We start from the raw sequence: 19,127 nt of genomic DNA, 5'->3' as shown, positions 1-19,127 counted from the left end.
TATCAGCCCGAGCAAGATCATTCAATCATGGCGGCGTGCACCAATGCCTTGAGTTCAGCACGGGATGGATAGGAACTGGACGGCGACAACTGAGTAAAGAACACAGCCGTCAGGTCGTTCTCCAGGTCGTTCCAGAAATAGGTCGAGGCCATGCCACCCCAACTGAAATCACCAACTGATCCGGGCACACGCACCCGACCCGGATTCAGAACAATCGATCCGGCAAGGCCAAATCCCATGCCTTCCATGGGTTGTTCCGCAAAGCTCTTTGGACCCATCGAGGCGATATCACCCGGCAAGTGGTTACGCATCATGAAGTCCACTGTTTTTGGACCAAGCAATTGATGGCCATTTCCGGCCCCTCGATTACGTAGCATCTCGACGAATTTGGCATAGTCGTCGATTGTGGACACCAACCCACCGCCACCTGAAAAGGTCGTCGCGTTCTCGAATGGCGAGCCCTCGTGAGAATCGATCAATCGTAGTGTATCGCTTCCTTGGTCGAGTGAGTTCAACGCCATCGCGTCGCCGACCAGCGGCGTGTAAAGGGATGCGAACCGGTCCCCTGCCCCGGCTGGTACTGAAAACCCGGTTTCGCCCATCCCGAGGGGAGCCAAAATTTCCTGCCGGAAGAATTGATCCAAAGCCTGTCCCGAGACGACCTCGACAACGCGTCCAATCACGTCGGTTCCGACAGAGTATTCCCACTGTGTTCCGGGTTGGAATGCCAATGGTAACTCTGCCAGTTCACATACGAGATCTCTCAGAGGCCCTTGATCTGGTTTGAAGATTAGCCCCTTTTCATCCATCGCGTCCGGTAGAATTCCGGGATTGAACGGATAGCTGAGACCACTGGTGTGGGTGAGTAACTGATGTAGAGTTGGGGGTGCTGCGTCTTCGATTTGATCCAGCTTTTCTGCGCCGGGCACCAGAGCCTGTATCTGTTTAAACTCGGGAAGGAAATCGGACAGAGGCGCGTCGAGGTGAAACAGTCCACGTTCCGCCAACATCATCAAAGCAACAGAAGTGACGGGTTTGGTCATCGAGTAAATGCGCGCCAGCGTGTCGCGTTGGAACGGCAGATTGTCCTCAACACTGCGTAGACCGCTCGAGTGGAAAAAAACCTCATCTCCCTTGTGCTTTAGCAAAAAGGACGAGCCTGCATATTTACGCTGCTCTACATAGCTGTCCATCCAGGTACAAAGCCGGCTAAGCCGCGTTTGATCGAACATAACTTGTTTTTGAAGCATTTTTTTGAGTTCCGCCAGTTGTTGACCAATATCGTGCATGCGTGGGGCCTGAAACAACAGCAGATCCCGGGCTGAATTGAACGGTTAAATAAGCAGAGCCAAGAGGCACGTCTTTCATCCAAGTGATACAGTGAAACCGATATAGATTCGCTTGTAAATTGTTGGATGGGGTCATGCCGAACCGGCCTGGAGGGACATCATGACGCAAAACATAGATTTCGTTTACGATTTTTGCAGCCCAAATGCCTTTCTGGCCCACAAGATGCTGCCAGAGTTGGCGGCGCGGCATAGTGCCAAGATCAATTATACCCCAGTCCTTCTGCCTGTTGTATTCAAAGCCACGCACAACCAGAGCCCATTTCAGGCGTTTTCTGAGAACCGTCAGAAAACCGCTTATCTTACACATGACCTGCATAGGTTCGCGCGACGTCGCGGGCTGAGCTTCCATATGAGCCCGCATTTTCCGATAAATACCAAATTCGCGATGCGTGGCGCCCGTTTCGCCAGAGGAAAATCATGGGAAATCAGATATATAAGAGCCGTTTTTGATGCGATTTGGGTGCATGGACAAAAAGCTGACGAGTTGGCCGTTCTCGTCGATATTCTGCAAGAAAACGAACTGCCGGTTCGCAAGCTGCGCGAAGCCATGACGAGTCCTGAAATCAAACAGAACTTGAAGGATCAGACCAAAGCGTTTGTTCGTCGGGGCGTTTTTGGTGTTCCCAGCCTGTTTTACGGATCCGAAATGTTCTTTGGCAAAAACAGCTTGCCGAACCTGGAAATTGAGCTGTCGAGAAACAAGAAGCGAAGTAAAACCAATGCGTTGTGAAAGGTCTTGGTTTCAAACGCAGCCTCCCTCAAAAGGCGTCAGCGAAGATATTGCCTGACGTTACAACGTTGATCCCACCTGAAACCGGGATAACCGAACCGGTGACATAACTGCCGCCGCGCCCGCATAAGAACAGCATACACCCCGCTATATCTTCATCACAGCCAACACGCCCAAGAGGCACTGACTTACCGACCTTTTCGCGCTTGCCCTCGTCCGCTGTCGCAAAGGCTGTCATCCGCGAAACGAACGGTCCCGGAGCCAGCGCATTGACCGTCACGTGGTAAGGCGACAATTCCTTGGCCAGGATTTTGGTTAGATGCAGAACAGCGGCCTTCGAGGCTGAATAGCTATAGGCGCCATCCCCCATGGGAACCTCTCCCATCACAGAGCCGACGTTTACAACTCTCGCCGGATCGTCTGCTGTGCCAGACTCCATCAACATCGGCAGTAGCCTCTGGGTTAGTTCGAATACTCCGGCCACGTTGACCGACATCACCTTTTCCCAGGCGTCATGCGGAAACTGCCCCAAGGGAGCACCCCAGGTCACACCGGAGTTATTCATCAGAATATCAAGAGTTTCAGTGCGTTTCTGAATGTCCGAAACCAGATTGGCGATGCTGGCCTCGCTGCCGATGTCTCCGGCAAATCCTTCGGCACTTCCGGGTGCTTCCAGCGCATTCAACTCGGCGGCGGCCGCGATACATGCGTCCCCGTTTCGGGAGGTGATCAAAACACGTGCACCGGCCCTGACCAATGCTTCAGCGGCCATTCGCCCGATACCCGTGGCGCCGCCAGTTACCAATGCGGTTTTGCCGGGCAACGAGAAAAGGGTATCCGGTGTCATTGTCATGCTCCTCAATCAAGTCTGGTTTCGTCTGCATTCTGACCCGGTTCGAAGGCCTGTTGCCGACACGGCAATCTACCGTTCACTGCATTGGCACGAACCCGGGTTGCACAAAAAATTTTACACAACAATCTACAGTCTCATCGGAGACGGTTTGCAAGTATTACTCAGCGTCGCGCAGGGCCGCCCGAAAATCCTGGAAAGACCCTCGTTGCCGAACCTGAAATCGATCAAAGAGAACCTGAAAACCTGTTTCCCCGCCAATGGAAGACCAAGAGAAAAAGCATGGCCCACGTCCACAGGGATACACGGTGTTTTCGGGTGGGATGTTTGAACTCAGTTTTTTCGACCATCACGAGTTCTGTTTTCTGAGCAACTGACCGGATGCAATCCGGCAGTGTCAGGTAGACAACCCGGCCTTTTCGTGTCTATGAACCATAGTATGGGGATAGTGAAAACATGCATAACGTCTTGGTATTGAATGGCCCAAACCTCAATCTGCTTGGTACACGGCAGCCCGAGGTTTACGGCGACGCAACATTGCACATGATCGAGGACCGCTGCATTCAGCATGGGGCGTCGATAGGGCTGGATGTAACGCATCTGCAATCCAATCACGAAGGTGTGCTACTTGACGCTATTCATGCGGCCCGTGGTGTGCAAAGCGGCTTGATACTGAACGCAGGGGCGTTCACGCATACGTCGATTGCCCTCATGGATGCCATTGCATCTGTAGAGTTACCGGTTGTCGAAGTGCATCTCTCCAACATTCATGCCCGAGAAGCCTTCCGGCACAGGTCCTATGTAGCCTCTGTTGCATTGGGTCAGATCTGTGGTTTCGGTGCCCAAAGCTATATTCTGGCGCTGGACGCGCTCGCGGCTCATCTGAAAGCAGGCAACTCGACATGAAGCTCAAGGAATATCTTCAGTTTGTCAGCTACGCTAAGACCCTGGAAGACCTGTGGGATGCACATTGCCGCCAGATGGGTGAATTCGGGTTTTCCCGCCTGATCTATGGCCATACGCAATACAGGACGGAGACGTCTCTGGGCGATCCCGAAGATTTCGTAATTCTGACAAACCACAAACGGGCCTATGTCGACGGTTTCATCAAGGATGGGCTTTATTTTCATGCCCCGATGTTGAAGTGGGCGTTGGACAATGAAGGCGCTGCCAGCTGGAAAATGCTGCAGGACATGAACTCGGGCGGAACGATGACCGCGAAGGAGCGCGAAGTTTTCGATTTCAACAAGTCCATGGGTGTGGTTTCTGGCTATACCGTCAGCTTCAATTCAGTTTCCATGCGCTCGAAGGGAGCGATTTCTCTGGCTGCTGCCAATGGGCTAAGCCAGGAAGACGTGGATGCGGTCTGGGAAGAACACGGCGACGACATTCTTCTTATGAACAATGTCGCCCACCTGAAAATCCTGACATTGCCGTTCCATCCGCCAAATCGAGCACTGACCAAGCGACAACGCGAAGCGTTGCAGTGGGTCGGAGACGGGAAAACCACTCAGGATATCGCGCTGTTGATGGGACTGACATCTGCAACTGTAGAAAAGCATCTGCGACTCGCGCGAGAGGCTCTCTCGGTCGAAACGACGGCGCAGGCGGTTCTCAAGGCGTCTCTGCACAATCAGATGTTCATTATGGAAGTATAACCGCAATATTTTGACGCTATCCCGCGTCAGTTTACCTTAGGTAAGGAAATCACTACTTTTCAAATCAAACCTAAAAGTTGCAAAGTGAGAGTGTTCCGTGAGTGGTGGCTTTAGCCAGGGAACATTGGGTTGGATCTTTGCAATAACAAAGCTCTCCGATCACTCTGACAAGGGGGCGCCTATTTGTCCGCGTGCCGGTGTCGGAAATTTTGGGGGGCCTCGACCATCCCCATCATGCGGGGCCCTCCAATTCTTCTATAGATCGCTGAAGTATTCTGTTTGCCAATAGCAAAAGAAAAAGGGTCACGCTATGCGTAACCCTTTAATTTTATTGGAAAATGCCGCTTTCGGCACTTTCCCTGTGCCACTTAGCCTTGAGCGGCCTTGGCGACCTCGGCTGCGAAGTCTTCTTTCTCAACCACGATACCTTCGCCAACTTCCAGGCGGATAAAGCCGGTGATGGTCGCGCCGGCTTCCTTGGCCGCTGCTTCGACGGTCAGGTCAGGGTTCACGACAAACTGCTGGTTCAGCAGAGTCGATTCCGCGACGAATTTCTTCATACGGCCTTCGATCATCTTTTCGATCACCTGCTCCGGCTTGCCGGATTCGCGGGCGATGTCCATCTGGACCTGCTTTTCTTTCTCGACAACTGCCGGGTCCATGTCTGCTTCGGACAGGGCCGCCGGGTTCACGGCTGCGATGTGCATTGCAACCTGTTTGCCGATTGCTTCGTCGCCACCGGTCAGAGCAACCAGAACGCCGATTTTTCCCATGCCGTTGGTGGCCGCATTGTGGACGTAGGACACAACGGTGTCGCCCGACAGTTTGGCCATGCGGCGCACCGACATGTTCTCGCCAATCGTGGCGATCTTGTCGGTCAGGGTGTCTGCAACGGTTTTGCCGCCCAGATCAGCTGCCAGCAGCTCTTCTACGTTGTCTACGCCTTCAGCCGCGTAAGCAATCTTGCCGACCATTTCCTGGAATTCCGCGTTTTTCGCGACAAAGTCGGTTTCCGAGTTCACTTCGACAGCAACACCGTTGCCATCGTTGACGTGCACTGCAACCAGACCCTCTGCTGCGGTACGGCCGGATTTCTTGGCCGCTTTGGCCAGACCCTTGGTACGCAGCCAATCAACGGCTTCGTCCATGTTTCCGCCGGTTTCGGTCAGCGCCTTTTTTGCGTCCATCATGCCTGCGCCGGTCGAGTCGCGCAGTTCTTTAACCATTGCTGCTGTGATTGCCATCTCTTGGCTCTCCTCAATTCAAACGGAATTGGGGCAGGTCTACCCTGCCCCATATGTCATTTACGTGACGGGCAGCTTACGCTTCGGCTTTCGCTTCCGGAGCGGCTTCTTCTGCGGGTGCTTCTTCCACAACGGCTTCCTCAACCGGCGCTTCTTCGAATGCACCCAGGTCAACACCTGCTGCGCCCATCTGAGCGGTCATACCGTCCAGAGCCGCGCGTGCGGCCAAATCGCAGTACAGAGAGATTGCGCGGGCTGCGTCGTCGTTACCGGGGATGATGTAGTCGACACCGTCGGGTGAGCAGTTGGTGTCGACAACAGCCACAACCGGGATACCCAGTTTGTTGGCTTCGGCGATGGCCAGTGCTTCTTTCTTGACGTCGATGACGAACAGCAGATCAGGAACGCCGCCCATCTCACGGATACCGCCCAGCGATGCCTGCAGTTTGCCCTGGTCACGTTCCATGCCCAGACGCTCTTTCTTGGTCAGGCCTTCGGCGCCCGATTCCATCGCTTCGTCGATCTGGTTCAGACGGTTGATCGACTGGGAAACGGTTTTCCAGTTGGTCAGCGTGCCACCCAGCCAGCGGTGGTTCATGTAGTACTGAGCCGACTTTTCAGCGGCGTCTGCGATCGGCTGAGCAGCCTGACGCTTGGTACCAACGAACAGAACGCGGCCACCTTTTGCAACGGTGTCACGAACGGCCTGCAGAGCTTGGTCCAGCATTGGAACAGTCTGGGTCAGGTCCATGATGTGGATACCATTGCGTGAGCCGTAGATGAACGGGCCCATGCGGGGATTCCAACGCTGTGTCTGGTGACCAAAGTGAACGCCAGCTTCCAGCAGCTGACGCATGGTGAACTCGGGAAGAGCCATGCTATTTTCCTTTTCCGGTTTACGCCTCGGCGGGGGTGAAAGAAGCGGATGCTCCAACCGGCGGGCCAGATAGGGATGTCTCCCCTACAAAGCCCAAACCCCGCCTGCGGGTTTGAATGGCGCGCGTATACGGCAGGTTTGGACGCAGTGCAAGGGTCAATGCCCTTATTTTTCAAGCCGCGCCAATGCATGAGCGTGGCGCACCGCCGCTTCGCAATGGGCCGCTAGTTCCTTGCGGTTGGCGAAGTCCCTGACCCGGGCCGGCGAATGATAGATCAGTTCAACGGATCCTTGTCTGCGCGCACCCAAAGTCTTGAGCAGGTGCGGCGCGAAATCCATATCGCCCCACCAGCCATAGAAACGGTCAGGCTGACCTTTCGGTGCGTGGAACACCACCGAAACCGGTTGAACATACATGAAATCACGCAATTCTTCTGAAAAGAACGCGGCAAAGAGTGTTGTTTTAAAGGGTAAAACACGCAATCCGTCGGTCGAGGTGCCCTCGGGGAAGAACAACAATTTATGTCCGGCCTTGAGTCGTTCTTCGAAGATCGCCGTCTGCTCGCGCGCCTTTTTGCGATCCCGCTCGATGAATAAGGTCCCGGTGGCCCGTGCCAACCATCCGATACCCGGCCAGTTTGCAACTTCTGCCTTGGACACGAAGTAGACTCTCTTGCGGGCGTTCAAGGCAAAGATATCCAGCCAGGATGTGTGGTTGGCGACAACTGCACCGTGCTCCTTCATCAACGCGCCCGAGCAGTGAAATCCAATTCCAAGGATGCGAAGCGCGTTTCGGCACACGAACTGGCTGATAAAAGGTGTAACGGGGCGGTGAACGCCAAAAAACGGCAACTCGATCAGTCGAATGGCCAACAGAACAAGCAGACCGCCGAACACAAGGATGGCCAAAGGCAATCCCCTCAGTAAAACGAGTATCCAACCGACAAAACCCAGTTCGATTGGGTCCGGCGCTTCCTCACTGTTCCAAAGCGGATCATTCACCGATTCAAGCTCCGCCATAGATGCGCTTCTGCCGCTCGTTCATACGGGTCGTATCCAGGATCAGGCACACATCGGTGGTGTTGAAGTCGTGATCGATGAACGCCCCCTCGCCGACGAAACCGCCGAGCCTCAGATAGGCTTTGATCAGGGCTGGAACCTGCAGCATGGCGCTGCGACGATCCAATGCGTCCGGTGCGACAAGATCCATGGTCTGAAACACGCTCGGCTGAGCCCTCACCCGCAGGTCTGGCGGCGCCAGATGATTGTGATGCAGCATGGACAATGGCTGGGCCAGTTCCTGAACATCCGTGCCATGAAAACTGGCGACACCGAACAGGATTTCGATCTCACGTTCGGCCACATACCTAGAGAGACCATTCCAGAGATGATACATCGCCGTACCGCCCCGGTAGTCCCTGTGCAGGCACGACCGGCCCAGTTCCAAGAGCTTGCGGCCACTTTGCTTGAGAACGGTCAGATCGTATTCGTCTTCGGAATAAAACTGACCCAATTCTGCCGCACGATCGCCCGGTAACAACCTGTAAACGCCGACGACTTCCCCTGTCGCATCATCAAGGGCCAGCAAGTGATCGAAGTAAGGATCAAACCGGTCACGTTCCAACCCAGTCACATGATCGATCAGCTCGCCCCCGCCGCCGAGTTCACGCACGAACACGTCATAGCGTAACCGCTGCGCGGCGTGCAGTTCGTCTTGAGTTTCCGCCAATTTGATCGTGAACGAGGGGCCAGCGTCCGGCATGTCTGACTTATCGATCCTATGTTGTCATCGCGGCTGATACCCCAGTTCTTCAGGGGAAGGCAACAAGTGGGCGTCTGGCCTTTTCTGTTAACTCTTCTTAAACCAGTTTCACGGATCAAAGACCGGCATCAGGGCGATGCGCGTTCCGTCGATTACCACTTTCCCCTGCTCGCGAAAGTTCACGGTGATCTTGCCTGCGACATTGGACTGAACCTGTCCGACACCCCATTCGGGGAAATCCGGGTGGCGAACAAACATGCCCGGTGCAAGAATAGCATTCATGTCTGTCATTTGGGGCTTCCGGTTCCTGCGGCAGATACCGCAGGAGGTACGCATGGGCAACACGAACGTCAACCTGGCTGAATTGATCGGCTCCCGAATCTGCCACGATCTGATCAGCCCGATCGGTGCCATCACCAACGGGCTGGAACTGTTGGACATGGTTGGCGCGGTGCAGGGCCCCGAGATGGAGCTGATCTCGGGCAGCATCGGCAGCGCTGGTGCGCGCATCCGTTTTTTCAGGGTTGCCTTTGGATCAGCAGGAGAACAACCGCTGGGGCGAGCCGAAGTGACTGAACTGCTCAAGGATATGGAACGCACCGGACGGGTACGGGTCATTTGGAATCTGAAGGAACCCGTGCCGCGAAATCAGGTCAAACTGGCCTTTTTGGGAATCATGTGCTGCGAAAGCGCCATGCCACTGGGCGGAACGGTCGAATTCAAAACCTAAGATGAAAAATGGACGATCACCGGGACCGCAGACAAACTGAATGTGGATGCTGAACTGTGGAAACACGTTGCAACCGGTCGGTTCCCCAACAAGATTACACCTGCGCAGGTCCAGTTCGCTCTGCTGCCCGAAACGGCAAATGCAATGGGTCGGCGCGTTTCAGTCGAAACCGCTGCGACCCGCGTTTTGCTGCGCTTTTAGTCCCGGGTCGTTCCGTTCCCGCACACCAGGTATTTGAAACTGGTCAACTGGGCGGCCCCCACCGGGCCGCGGGCATGCATTTTGCCCGTGGCGATTCCGATCTCGGCGCCCATCCCGAATTCACCACCATCGGCGAACTGAGTCGAAGCGTTGTGCATCAGGATCGCGCTATCTAGACGCTCAAAAAAACGGGCCGCAGCAGCGCCGTCCTCGGTCATGATACAATCGGTATGGTTTGATCCGTATCGCTGGATATGCGCAATGGCTGCGTCGATGTCAGCGACAGGCTTGGCCGCGATAACACTGTCCAGAAACTCTTTTCCCCAATCCTCAGCCGTTGCGGAAACTGTACCCTCAACCGCAAGTATGCCGTCGGCGTGAACCTCAACCCCAGCATTCACGAGCGCGGCGATCACGTCACGCCCCAGCGTTTCGGCGATGTCCTGATGGATCAGCAAGCATTCGGCAGCACCGCAGATGCCGGTGCGACGGGTTTTGGCGTTCAGCACCACGTCCAACGTTTTCTGCGGATCAGCCGCCTTGTCGACATAGATGTGCACGATACCTTCAAGATGCGCAAAGACAGGCACACGAGCCTCACGCTGCACAAGGCCCACCAACCCCTTGCCTCCGCGCGGAACGATGACGTCGACATAGTCGGTCAGGGTCAGCAACTCCTGCACCGCAGCGCGGTCACGTGTCGGCACCAGCTGAATCGCATCTTCCGGCAGATCGGCGGCCTTCAGCCCTTCTACCAAGCAGGCATGAATCGCGGTCGAAGAATGAAAGCTCTCGGAGCCGCCCCGAAGGATGACAGCATTTCCGGATTTCAGACACAACGCGCCTGCGTCAGCGGTTACATTCGGGCGGCTTTCGTAGATCACGCCGATCACACCCAGCGGGGTGCGCACGCGCTGGATATTCAATCCTGTCGGTCGGTCCCATTCGGCCAGCACTTCGCCCACCGGATCGGTCTGATCAGCCACCGCACGCAAACCATCGACCATGCCCTGAACACGCGCCTCATCCAGCATAAGGCGATCCATCATCGCCGGGCTCAGGCCCTTCTCAATGCCAAACTCCAGATCCTTTTGGTTGGCTTCGATGATCTCCCCGCGATTGGCCCAAACCGCCTCGGCTGCCGCAATCAGAGCGGCATGCTTTCGTTCGGCGCTTGCAAAAGCCAGTTCACGTGATGCCACCTTGGCACGTTTCCCAAGATCGGCCATCAGAGCTGGAATGCTGTCAAAGTCTTTCATGTCGCGTGCCTCTCAGGTCGTCTTTTTCGATGGTTACAGGGCCAGATCATCCCGGTGGATCAGGGCAGCGCGGCCGGGGTAGCCCAGCGTGGCCTCGATCTCGGAAGACTTTCGCCCCTTGATTGCGCCCGCCTCCTGCGCGGTATAACGGCTGATACCCTGCCCCAGTCGGCGCGCTTTTGGGTCAAGGATCGAAACGGGGTCGCCGCGCCCGAAATCACCAGTCACTTCGACAATACCCGCGGGCAGCAAGCTTTTGCCATTGGCCAGTGCGTTGGCAGCCCCTTCATCGACAGTGATCTCACCACGCGGTTTCATGGCTGAAATCCAACGCTTGCGCGCTGCATGCGGGTCCAACGTCGCGGTGAACCACGTACAGATTGAACCATTCTCTAGCCTTTTCAGAGGGTTCAAGATTGATCCTTCAGTGATTGCCATCGCACAACCGCCCGCGGTGGCCATTTGGGCAGCCAGCAGCTTTGTCTTCATTCCGCCCTTTGACAAACCAGAACCCGCATCACCCGCCATGGCTTCGATTTCGGGCGTGATCCGGTCTATGGTTTCGAACCGGGTAGCTGAAGCATCTTCATTCGGGTTGCCGGAATAGAAGCCATCCACATCTGACAGAAGGATCAGCTGATCCGCGCCGACCGTTACCGCGATTTGCGCGGCCAGACGGTCATTGTCACCATACCGGATCTCATCCGTTGCCACTGTATCATTTTCATTGACGATCGGTACGACTCCAAGGCCAAGCAATGTTTCCAGAGTCGCGCGCGAGTTCAGGTATCTGCGGCGATTCTCGCTGTCCTCCAGCGTCACCAAAACCTGCGCCGTGGTGATTCCATGTGGTGCTAACGCTTCTTCATAGGCGCGTGCCAGACGAATTTGTCCAACGGCAGCGGCAGCCTGCGATTTTTCCAAAGGTAGAGCCGCTGTGGGCAGACCCAGAACACCGCGCCCCAGCGCGATCGACCCCGACGAGACCAGAATAACATCCGTCCCTTGCCGTTTGAGCCAGTCCACGTCCTGCGCCAGCGAATGCAGCCAATTGGATCGGAGTAAACCTGTATCCCGATCGACCAGCAGAGCAGAGCCGATTTTGACGACCAGGCGACGCGCTGAGGTCAGGGCTGCCAAGGCTGCGCCTCCTCAGCGGGTTTCTGGCGAACACGATTGTCATCAATCTGGCCGCGCAACGCGCGCAGAACCTCGGTTACACCTTGATGAGCAACACCGGACATCGTCATCACGGGGCCGCCAACGGCCTCTTCCAGTTCGGCTTTGGCCAGATCACGTTCTTCATCATCCAACGCATCAACCTTGTTCAGGACGGTGATCCGGGGTTTCTCGGCCAGTTCACCACCATAGGCTTCAAGCTCGTGGATAATCGTGCGGTAGTCATCGGCAACCGTTTCCGACGTTCCATCGACAAGATGCAGAAGCACAGCACAGCGCTCAACATGACCAAGGAAGCGATCTCCGATCCCGCGTCCTTCGTGGGCGCCTTCGATCAGGCCAGGGATGTCGGCCACGACGAATTCCGCATTGTCGACGCCCACCACTCCCAGATTAGGGTGTAGCGTGGTAAACGGGTAATCCGCAATCTTGGGCCGCGCGTTGGACGTAGCTGCAAGAAAGGTCGATTTTCCCGCGTTTGGCATACCCAGCAAGCCCACATCGGCGATTAGCTTGAGACGCAGCCAAATCGTACGATCAATGCCTGCCTGCCCCGGATTTGCACGGCGGGGCGCCTGATTGGTGGCGGATTTGAAGTGCAAGTTGCCGAAACCGCCATTGCCGCCCTTGGCCAGCAGAACGCGCTGGCCCACTTCGGTCAGATCGCAGATGACCGTTTCCTCGTCTTCGTCCAGAATCTCGGTGCCGACAGGCACGCGCAAGACAATGTCATCACCGTCCTTGCCGGTACGTTGCTGCCCCCTGCCCGGCTGGCCGTTCTTGGCGAAGAAATGCTGTTGATAGCGGAAGTCGATCAGGGTGTTCAGCCCGTCCACAACTTCGACCCAGACGGAACCGCCCTTACCACCGTCCCCCCCATCAGGGCCGCCGTATTCGATGTACTTTTCGCGCCGAAAGCTGACGCAGCCGCCACCTCCGGCCCCGGACCGGATGTAGACCTTTGCAAGATCGAGAAATTTCATGTGTGTCCCCTACTGCAAAGGCCCCATCGGCCACAAGTCAGAGTTTTTTACTGTACGTCCAGGTGGGCACATTCGCATCACGCGCCACCGAATAGCTTTCTGCATCGCCAAGATACTGGAACCCGCAATGGGTCAGAACCCGGGCAGAGGCCGGATTGTCCTGGAACACGCTGGCAAACATGGTCGCGTTCTCCAGCGGGTTGGCATTCACCAGCGCTTCGACAGCCATAGAGGCAATGCCGGTATTCCAATAGATCGGCGCAACCCAATAGCCGACTTCTGACTGATTCCGATCCAGCCGTTTCAGCGTGATCAGACCAATCAGCTCCGGGCCACCATCCTTGGTGGCATCCATGACCCAGACATCCTCGTTCCGGTCTTCAGCCATTGAGCGCGTGACAAAAGCTTCGGTCGAGCCTGGGGCCAAAGGATGTGCAATACTGGTTGTCATGCGTGCCACACGCTCATCACCGGCATAATGCTCGATCAGCCCCATATCCGACCGACGCAGAGGGCGCAGATCGAACCGCTCGGTTTCTATGACCGGCTGATTTATTATTGCTTCAAGTTTCATGGGTGTGTTCCTCCTCCGAACAACACGAAAAGTACGGACGCAACCGTAAGACCCGCCAACGTCCACATCAGATATTTTTCAACTGGCCGTCCTTCAACCGCGTGGGCAATTCTATCGCCCGCAAAAGTCCAGATCGGATGAAGAACCACCTGACAAAACAACAAACAAAGAGCGATCGTAATCGTCGCTTCAAAACTGGGCGTGCCCGCGGCCACAAACCCGGTGAAACCGGCAATGATCATGGCCCAGGCTTTGGGATTGAGCGGATGAACAATCAATCCCGCCAGAAAGCCGGGGGCCCTCCCCTCGGACTGTTGTCGCGACAACCGCGTGTTGGCAATTTTCCACGCCAACCACATGATATAGGCCGCTGACGCGTATTTAAGTACCGTAAACACCTCAGGTGCCTGATCCGCGAGATGCAGTAACCCAAAACCAATCGGCCAAATGATCAACTGCTTCCCCAGAATTACCCCCCCGACAAAAGGTAATGCTGCCCGAAAGCCATAGCGCGCACCCGTTCCCAACAGGACCATGTTGGCCGGTCCCGGCGTGCCGACCTGGCTGGCGGCAAAAATCAGGAAACTGGTGGTTGCGACTGTCATCTGTTTGATTGATCACGACTGCGTTAGAACGAAAAAGGGACCGGCACTTTGTGCCGGTCCCCCATGAATTTTTCTTAAACCTTCTGGGTTTCGGCTTACTCTGCGGCCTCCGCCACTGGCAGGACCGAAATGAAGGTGCGGTTTTTAAGTCCTTTATGGAACTTAACGGCGCCATCGGTGGTTGCAAAGATGGTGTGATCCTTGCCCATACCTACGCCTTCGCCCGGCCAGAACTTGGTGCCGCGCTGACGCACGATGATGTTACCTGCGATAGCGGCCTGGCCACCATACAGTTTTACGCCAAGGCGACGACCAGCTGAGTCGCGACCGTTACGGGAGGAACCGCCAGCTTTTTTATGTGCCATTCTCTCTCTCCTTAGCCTTTGGCCAGTTCTTTGGCCTGCTCAACCCATTCGGGCTTCACTTTGACCGTTTCGATAGCAGCAATCTGCTCGTCCGACAAGGCGGCCAGAGCTGCAAAGCTTTCGATACCGGCCTCGTTCAGCTTCTTGGCAGCGGCTGGGCCGACGCCAGTCAGCGCGGTCAGATCGTCCGCAGCAGCAGAGGGTGTATCGGCTTTGGCTTCAGCTTTCTTTACAGGCTTTGCCGCCGGAGCAGAGTCGCCTGCCGGAGCGGATCCGGTTGCAGCCTTGATGCCCGACTTGTCAGCGCCCGACGCAAGAATGTCGGTGATCTTGACCAGAGTCAGTTTCTGACGGTGGCCAACGGTACGCTTCGAGCTGTGCTTACGACGGCGCTTGACGAACTTGATGACCTTGTCACCTTTGACCTGTTCGATCACTTCGGCCTGTACGCCTGCGCCTTCAACGAAAGGTGCGCCAACAACCGGAGCGTCACCGCCCAGCATCAGAACATCGTTGAATTGAACTTTTTCTCCTGCGTCGGCAGCCAGTTTTTCAACGCGGAGCATATCGCCCGCCTGAACCTTGTACTGCTTGCCGCCAGTCTTGAGGACCGCAAACATGCGTCTTTCCTTTTCATATCCGCGTTCTGTGGTCCCCTGAACCGGGTGTTGCTGGCTTAAGCCACCTCGAACAGCGAGCCCTTTTCGGGCTGTGTGACTGACCCTGTGACGATGTCGAATGGGTCAAATAATAACGATACCCGGCGCGGAAAACCGGCCGGGATGCGCGCTTATCCATAGAACGTCGTAAAAAGTCAACACCAAAGCGATGTCAAAGATCAGACGCTCTGAGCGTCTGGGCAACCGCCCGCCCCATCCGGAACGAGATGTCGTTGAACATGCGGTCAAAACCGTCGAACAACGCTTCATTCAGGGCGCGACCCGTTTCGGTTCTGGAAAACGCGATATTCTCGCGCATCTGGGTCTCGTCCAAAGGCCGGTAGGCCATCAGCAGAAAAGAATACAGCCACGCCTCGGTTTCGGCGGCGCGGCTCTTTTTCTGGGAAAGAAGCTCGGCCAGCAATTCCTGATCGTCGCCTTGCGCGTCAACATCGAGACCCCGAAAGAAGTTGTAGTCTGAACTCAGAGCCCCCTGAACGTTCTTGTCGATAAGGTCATTTGCCTGAATGTACTCATCGACCAACTCAAAGCGAGTCGTGTTTCGTTTGACGGAATCGTATGCTTCACGGGCCATGTCCTCTATGGCCTGGTCTGACATCGCCTGCCGGGCCGAGTTTTCCAGCGCCACAATCGTCTGACCGAGATCGCTTTCGAAAAACAAGATCGCCTGATCAAGCTGCGCATCAGACAAACCTGCTTCAAACGCATCCGTCAGTTGTTTTTGCATCCAATCCGGATCGTAAATGTCCCTGACCTGCGCTTCAAAGAACGCGCCGCCAGTCTTGTCCAACAACGTTTCGTCAAGTTCCTCGCGGTGCACCTGCCCTTCCTGTACGAGAATTTCCATCACATGCGACAGGTGCATGGCCTGCGCCAACCGGTCAACCTTTTGATCGGCCTGCAAGGGTACACCCCACAGAACAACTACAATCGCCAAAAAAACGCGGCGCATCAAATATCCTGTGCAGGATGCAATTCGGCCATTCGGGCCGCAAGAACTTCGAACCGCATGGCCATGATTTCGTACTGGATCGCGTTCAGCAATTCATACACTTCCTGCATCAAGGGTTGTTCCAATGCTTCGACATAGGTAACGACATCCGCATCAGAAAAATCCTGATAGGTGTAAGCTGCCCCTGCAAGGCTGGACAGTTGGAGAGACTGGCGCATACCGGCTTCGTTCCGCTTCATCAGCGCACGCAATTCATCCGCATCCAGTTGCAGCTCGATGACACCTGATGCGCTGGCTGCCAGAAGGAAGCGCACCTGAATCTCTTGCAAGGCCCGCACCGCGGTGCCGGTCGAATCGATGGCATTGTTCATGCGCTTGAAACTTTCGACCCGTTCCGATCCGTCCTTGATCAGGTCCGAGATGATCATTTGCCCTTCCAACTGTTTGGCTTCATCGTCCTCAAGCATATGCGAGGCGTTTTCGGCCTCTACCAGGCGCTGCCCCAGGTCGGATGCATAAAAGTCAACCGCATGCGTCAGGGCTTCATCACTCAGAGTTTGTTCCAGGATGGAAACTGCGGTCTCGTGCATGGCGCCGACCTCAAAGACTTCGTCTGCCAGACGGGCCCAGTCCGAGCCAAATCCCTCAGGGTCGATCCCCAGCATCTGAGGGGCGGACCTCGAGCTCAGCGCGATGCTTTCCAACGCTACGTCAAACCCGGTTGTCGTCAGAAAAGCCTCAATCCGGTCCCGGTTGGCAGCGGAAAGTTCCAATGGGATAAGTACAAGCGCAAAAAGCGGGGCCAGAAACCAAAAGGCAAAGCGGCGTACAAACTGTGTCATACTTATCAGACTAGGCGTTTTATGCCTGCTGGCAACGGAAAAACCCGGGTTTCGTAAATTCCCGAATTTTCTGCTTGCACCCCTGCCCGTTCCTCACTAAATCCCCCCCTCACAGACCCCCGCGGAGAGGTGCCGGAGTGGTCGAACGGGGCGGTCTCGAAAACCGTTGTGGGTGCAAGCCCACCCAGGGTTCGAATCCCTGTCTCTCCGCCACACTGCCAATGCTGGCGCTTAGGTCAACCAGAGACTTCCCAAGGATTTACTTCTGCTGCTGCCATTCCCCGCGGATCGCTGCCCAATCCGGTCGCGGTGCCTTTGTGCAGGCATATTCTTGCCGCGTTTCGTCGGGCAATGAGCGTAGCCCGGCTTATACTCTATTCTGCTGAGAATTATTGGGAATTCCCCTTTGTTCCTGAGCTATTTTTAGCGCATCCCGGCGACACATTTTCCAAAGGAGACACACATGTCGCGTACTCTCATTCTTGCCATCGTCATCGCCGCAATTGGTGCTGGCGGGTATTTTTATCTGAAACAACCCGAACCTACACCCGCTGAACGTTTGGAAACCGCGGCAGAAGAAGCCGCCGAAGCGGTGACAGACGCGGCTTCCTCTGCTCAGGACGCTGCCTCTGACGCAGTCGATGCAGCGACCGAGAAAGCCGCTGAAGCAGCATCGTCATTGACGGACCAAGCAACTGAAGCGGCCTCTTCGGTGGCGGATCAGGCAAGCGAAGCGGCGTCATCCGTAGCGGATCAGGCCTCTGATGCCGCCCAGGAGGCTGGCGATCAGGTGGCAGCATTGGCCGGTCAGGGTCAGGAGTTGTTGAATTCATGGGTTCAGGAAGGCAAGCTGGACCCCACAAATTTCGATTATGAAGGCATTATGACATCCCTTCAGGAAAGCACTCTGGCCACTGATCTGAAGGATCAGGCGATCAAGATTGTAAATGATATCAAGGACTCACCTGAAACAATTATTCAGAAGATTCAGGAACTGACCAACTTGTTGACCCAACAGTAAAGTGATTGAGGCCGATCCACGGGTCGGCCTTTCCCAAGGGCGCATCTGCGCTGCCCCTACGTTATGGCGTCGTCGAATTGACGTCCTTCGCGGCTTTTGATTGGCTGTGCCAGACAAACAGCCCGCATCTTACCCGTACTATTGGGGGTCTTCCAGATATGGTGCGGGCTTTGCTTTAGCCATTTCGAGGATGACCCGATGACCGACCTGCCCCAGACTATGTTCGCCGCAATCCTGAAACATGACGGGTACTCCGGCACGGCCACCGGACCGGCCATTGAAAATGCCGCCGACTGGTTGGAAGAAGCAGAAGTTCCAACACCAGAACCCGGCTCCGGTCAGGTGCTGATCCGGTTGCGCGCAGCTTCGGTCAATCCGTCAGATTTGCACTTTATTAAAGGTGAATACGGACAGCCAAGGGTCAAGGGTTCACCCGCCGGATTCGAAGGTTGCGGAGACGTCGTTGCCGTCGGCAAGGGCGCCGAGGTCCTGCAAGGGCAACGCGTCGCGTTTGTCGCCGCCGGAACAGGGGCCTGGGCAGAATTTGTCGTTACACAGATGCAGATGTGCATCCCTCTGCGCCCTGATATCTCGGACGATGATGGGGCTGCTCAGATCGTTAATCCAATGACGGCGATGGCCATGGTGGATATGGCCAAGGCTGACGGCGATGCCTTTGTCGTATCAGCCGCGACCAGCCAATTGGGCAAGCTGATGTGCAGCCTTGGCCGCGATCTGGGGTTGAAGCCGATCGCTTTGGTGCGCCGGGCCGAGACGGTAGAGATGTTGAAAGACCTTGGTGCGGCCGAAGTGCTGGTGACAACCGATGAAGACGTTGTCACAAAGTTTGCGGATCTGAGCGCGCATCTGAAACCGCGCGTGTTTCTGGATGCCGTGACGGACCAGTTGTCTGAACAACTGTTCTGCGCCATGCCCAACCGGGCGCGCTGGATCAGTTATGGCAAGCTGTCAACCGAGGCGCCGACGCTGACTCAGACCGGTCAACTGATCTTTATGAGCAAGCGGATCGAAGGCTTCTGGCTGACGAACTGGATGATGTCGACCCCGCCCGCTGATCAGATGCGCGTCGTGGCCGAGGTTCAGGCCCGGTTTGCCGACGGGCGTTGGAAAACGGATGTTTCAGAACATCTTAGGCTGAAGAATCTTGTGCCAAATCTGGCAGATGCGCTGAAAAAGAGTGACGGCAAGGTGATTGTCACGTCATAGTAGAACAAACCTGCGTTACCGGACGACGGGCGCGAGCGG

At 55.8% G+C, this 19,127-nt stretch carries 21 protein-coding genes, 1 tRNA gene and 1 pseudogene; 7 read left to right on the top strand and 16 right to left on the bottom strand.

Features of this window, described 5'->3' with window-relative positions:
- Positions 1 to 17: 17 nt before the first annotated feature.
- Positions 18 to 1,232, bottom strand: coding sequence for a serine hydrolase domain-containing protein (locus tag AC2FLP_RS06185; RefSeq protein WP_496682216.1), 1,215 nt, complete (start codon positions 1,230 to 1,232; stop codon positions 18 to 20).
- 217 nt (positions 1,233 to 1,449) lie between these two features.
- On the opposite strand from AC2FLP_RS06185, the gene AC2FLP_RS06180 reads away from it, so the two are divergent.
- Positions 1,450 to 2,079: a 2-hydroxychromene-2-carboxylate isomerase gene (locus AC2FLP_RS06180; protein WP_496682213.1), complete on the top strand. Its 630-nt coding sequence runs from the start codon at positions 1,450 to 1,452 to the stop codon at positions 2,077 to 2,079.
- A gap of 28 nt (positions 2,080 to 2,107) precedes the next feature.
- Here the strand turns inward: AC2FLP_RS06180 and AC2FLP_RS06175 are convergent, their stop codons facing one another.
- Positions 2,108 to 2,926: an SDR family oxidoreductase gene (locus AC2FLP_RS06175; RefSeq protein WP_496682210.1), complete on the bottom strand. Its 819-nt coding sequence runs from the start codon at positions 2,924 to 2,926 to the stop codon at positions 2,108 to 2,110.
- Positions 2,927 to 3,385: 459 nt separating this feature from the next.
- Here AC2FLP_RS06175 and aroQ point away from each other — a divergent pair, with 459 nt between their 5' ends.
- On the top strand, positions 3,386 to 3,835 hold the full coding sequence (gene aroQ, locus AC2FLP_RS06170; RefSeq protein ID WP_496682207.1) for a type II 3-dehydroquinate dehydratase: 450 nt from the start codon (positions 3,386 to 3,388) through the stop codon (positions 3,833 to 3,835).
- Complete coding sequence (locus AC2FLP_RS06165) at positions 3,832 to 4,587, top strand: autoinducer binding domain-containing protein (protein ID WP_117868967.1); 756 nt, start codon at positions 3,832 to 3,834, stop codon at positions 4,585 to 4,587. The genes aroQ and AC2FLP_RS06165 overlap by 4 nt, the downstream gene beginning before the upstream one ends.
- A 368-nt stretch (positions 4,588 to 4,955) precedes the next feature.
- Here the strand turns inward: AC2FLP_RS06165 and tsf are convergent, their stop codons facing one another.
- The 5 genes from tsf to AC2FLP_RS06140 form a co-directional block, all read right to left on the bottom strand.
- The gene (gene tsf / locus AC2FLP_RS06160) at positions 4,956 to 5,831 is read right to left on the bottom strand and encodes a translation elongation factor Ts (RefSeq protein ID WP_117868968.1); all 876 of its coding nucleotides are present in this window, start codon (positions 5,829 to 5,831) and stop codon (positions 4,956 to 4,958) included.
- Between the two features lie 76 nt (positions 5,832 to 5,907).
- A complete protein-coding gene (gene rpsB / locus AC2FLP_RS06155; protein ID WP_496682203.1) occupies positions 5,908 to 6,708 on the bottom strand; it encodes a 30S ribosomal protein S2 in 801 nt (266 codons plus the stop codon).
- Positions 6,709 to 6,873: 165 nt separating this feature from the next.
- Positions 6,874 to 7,728, bottom strand: a complete 855-nt coding sequence (gene olsA / locus AC2FLP_RS06150; RefSeq protein WP_496682200.1) for a lyso-ornithine lipid O-acyltransferase — start codon at positions 7,726 to 7,728, stop codon at positions 6,874 to 6,876.
- A complete protein-coding gene (gene olsB, locus AC2FLP_RS06145; RefSeq protein ID WP_117868971.1) occupies positions 7,715 to 8,470 on the bottom strand; it encodes an L-ornithine N(alpha)-acyltransferase in 756 nt (251 codons plus the stop codon). Before olsB ends, olsA begins: the two co-directional genes overlap by 14 nt.
- 108 nt (positions 8,471 to 8,578) lie before the next feature.
- Positions 8,579 to 8,761 (bottom strand): DUF3553 domain-containing protein, encoded by a 183-nt coding sequence (locus AC2FLP_RS06140; RefSeq protein WP_117868972.1) that lies wholly within the window; start codon positions 8,759 to 8,761, stop codon positions 8,579 to 8,581.
- A 43-nt stretch (positions 8,762 to 8,804) separates the two neighbouring features.
- Between AC2FLP_RS06140 and AC2FLP_RS06135 the strand changes: the two are divergent.
- Positions 8,805 to 9,401 (top strand): annotated as a pseudogene (locus AC2FLP_RS06135) (histidine phosphotransferase family protein).
- Here AC2FLP_RS06135 and AC2FLP_RS06130 read toward each other — a convergent pair.
- The 9 genes from AC2FLP_RS06130 to AC2FLP_RS06090 form a co-directional block, all read right to left on the bottom strand.
- Positions 9,398 to 10,660 (bottom strand): glutamate-5-semialdehyde dehydrogenase, encoded by a 1,263-nt coding sequence (locus AC2FLP_RS06130; RefSeq protein ID WP_496682195.1) that lies wholly within the window; start codon positions 10,658 to 10,660, stop codon positions 9,398 to 9,400. The pseudogene AC2FLP_RS06135 and the gene AC2FLP_RS06130 sit on opposite strands and share 4 nt — an antisense overlap.
- Before the next feature lie 33 nt (positions 10,661 to 10,693).
- A complete protein-coding gene (proB, locus tag AC2FLP_RS06125) occupies positions 10,694 to 11,800 on the bottom strand; it encodes a glutamate 5-kinase (RefSeq protein WP_496682192.1) in 1,107 nt (368 codons plus the stop codon).
- Positions 11,788 to 12,822, bottom strand: coding sequence for a GTPase ObgE (obgE, locus tag AC2FLP_RS06120; RefSeq protein WP_299897080.1), 1,035 nt, complete (start codon positions 12,820 to 12,822; stop codon positions 11,788 to 11,790). The genes proB and obgE overlap by 13 nt, the downstream gene beginning before the upstream one ends.
- 37 nt (positions 12,823 to 12,859) lie before the next feature.
- Entirely contained in the window at positions 12,860 to 13,396 is a 537-nt protein-coding gene (locus tag AC2FLP_RS06115; RefSeq protein ID WP_496682189.1) for a GNAT family N-acetyltransferase, read from the bottom strand.
- Complete coding sequence (locus tag AC2FLP_RS06110; protein WP_496673254.1) at positions 13,393 to 14,001, bottom strand: LysE family translocator; 609 nt, start codon at positions 13,999 to 14,001, stop codon at positions 13,393 to 13,395. The genes AC2FLP_RS06115 and AC2FLP_RS06110 overlap by 4 nt, the downstream gene beginning before the upstream one ends.
- Before the next feature lie 95 nt (positions 14,002 to 14,096).
- Positions 14,097 to 14,366 (bottom strand): 50S ribosomal protein L27, encoded by a 270-nt coding sequence (gene rpmA, locus AC2FLP_RS06105; protein ID WP_039535512.1) that lies wholly within the window; start codon positions 14,364 to 14,366, stop codon positions 14,097 to 14,099.
- 11 nt (positions 14,367 to 14,377) lie between these two features.
- Positions 14,378 to 14,986 (bottom strand): 50S ribosomal protein L21, encoded by a 609-nt coding sequence (locus AC2FLP_RS06100; RefSeq protein ID WP_117868979.1) that lies wholly within the window; start codon positions 14,984 to 14,986, stop codon positions 14,378 to 14,380.
- Between the two features lie 211 nt (positions 14,987 to 15,197).
- Positions 15,198 to 15,998 (bottom strand): DUF2059 domain-containing protein, encoded by an 801-nt coding sequence (locus AC2FLP_RS06095; RefSeq protein WP_117868980.1) that lies wholly within the window; start codon positions 15,996 to 15,998, stop codon positions 15,198 to 15,200.
- Positions 15,998 to 16,840 carry a DUF2059 domain-containing protein gene (locus AC2FLP_RS06090; protein ID WP_117868981.1) on the bottom strand — a complete coding sequence of 281 codons (843 nt, stop codon included), beginning with the start codon at positions 16,838 to 16,840 and terminating at the stop codon, positions 15,998 to 16,000. Before AC2FLP_RS06090 ends, AC2FLP_RS06095 begins: the two co-directional genes overlap by 1 nt.
- 123 nt (positions 16,841 to 16,963) lie before the next feature.
- Between AC2FLP_RS06090 and AC2FLP_RS06085 the strand changes: the two genes are divergently transcribed.
- The 3 genes from AC2FLP_RS06085 (at position 16,964) to AC2FLP_RS06075 (ending at position 19,088) form a co-directional block, all read left to right on the top strand.
- Positions 16,964 to 17,053: transfer RNA gene (locus tag AC2FLP_RS06085), tRNA-Ser, on the top strand.
- 250 nt (positions 17,054 to 17,303) lie between these two features.
- Positions 17,304 to 17,861 carry a hypothetical protein gene (locus AC2FLP_RS06080; protein ID WP_117868982.1) on the top strand — a complete coding sequence of 186 codons (558 nt, stop codon included), beginning with the start codon at positions 17,304 to 17,306 and terminating at the stop codon, positions 17,859 to 17,861.
- Between the two features lie 198 nt (positions 17,862 to 18,059).
- Positions 18,060 to 19,088, top strand: a complete 1,029-nt coding sequence (locus AC2FLP_RS06075; protein WP_496682181.1) for an alcohol dehydrogenase catalytic domain-containing protein — start codon at positions 18,060 to 18,062, stop codon at positions 19,086 to 19,088.
- The last annotated feature ends 39 nt before the right edge of the window (positions 19,089 to 19,127 follow it).

Source organism: Ruegeria sp. CDSA141, from assembly GCF_059612005.1.
This window is presented reverse-complemented; position numbering and strand designations above follow the sequence as displayed.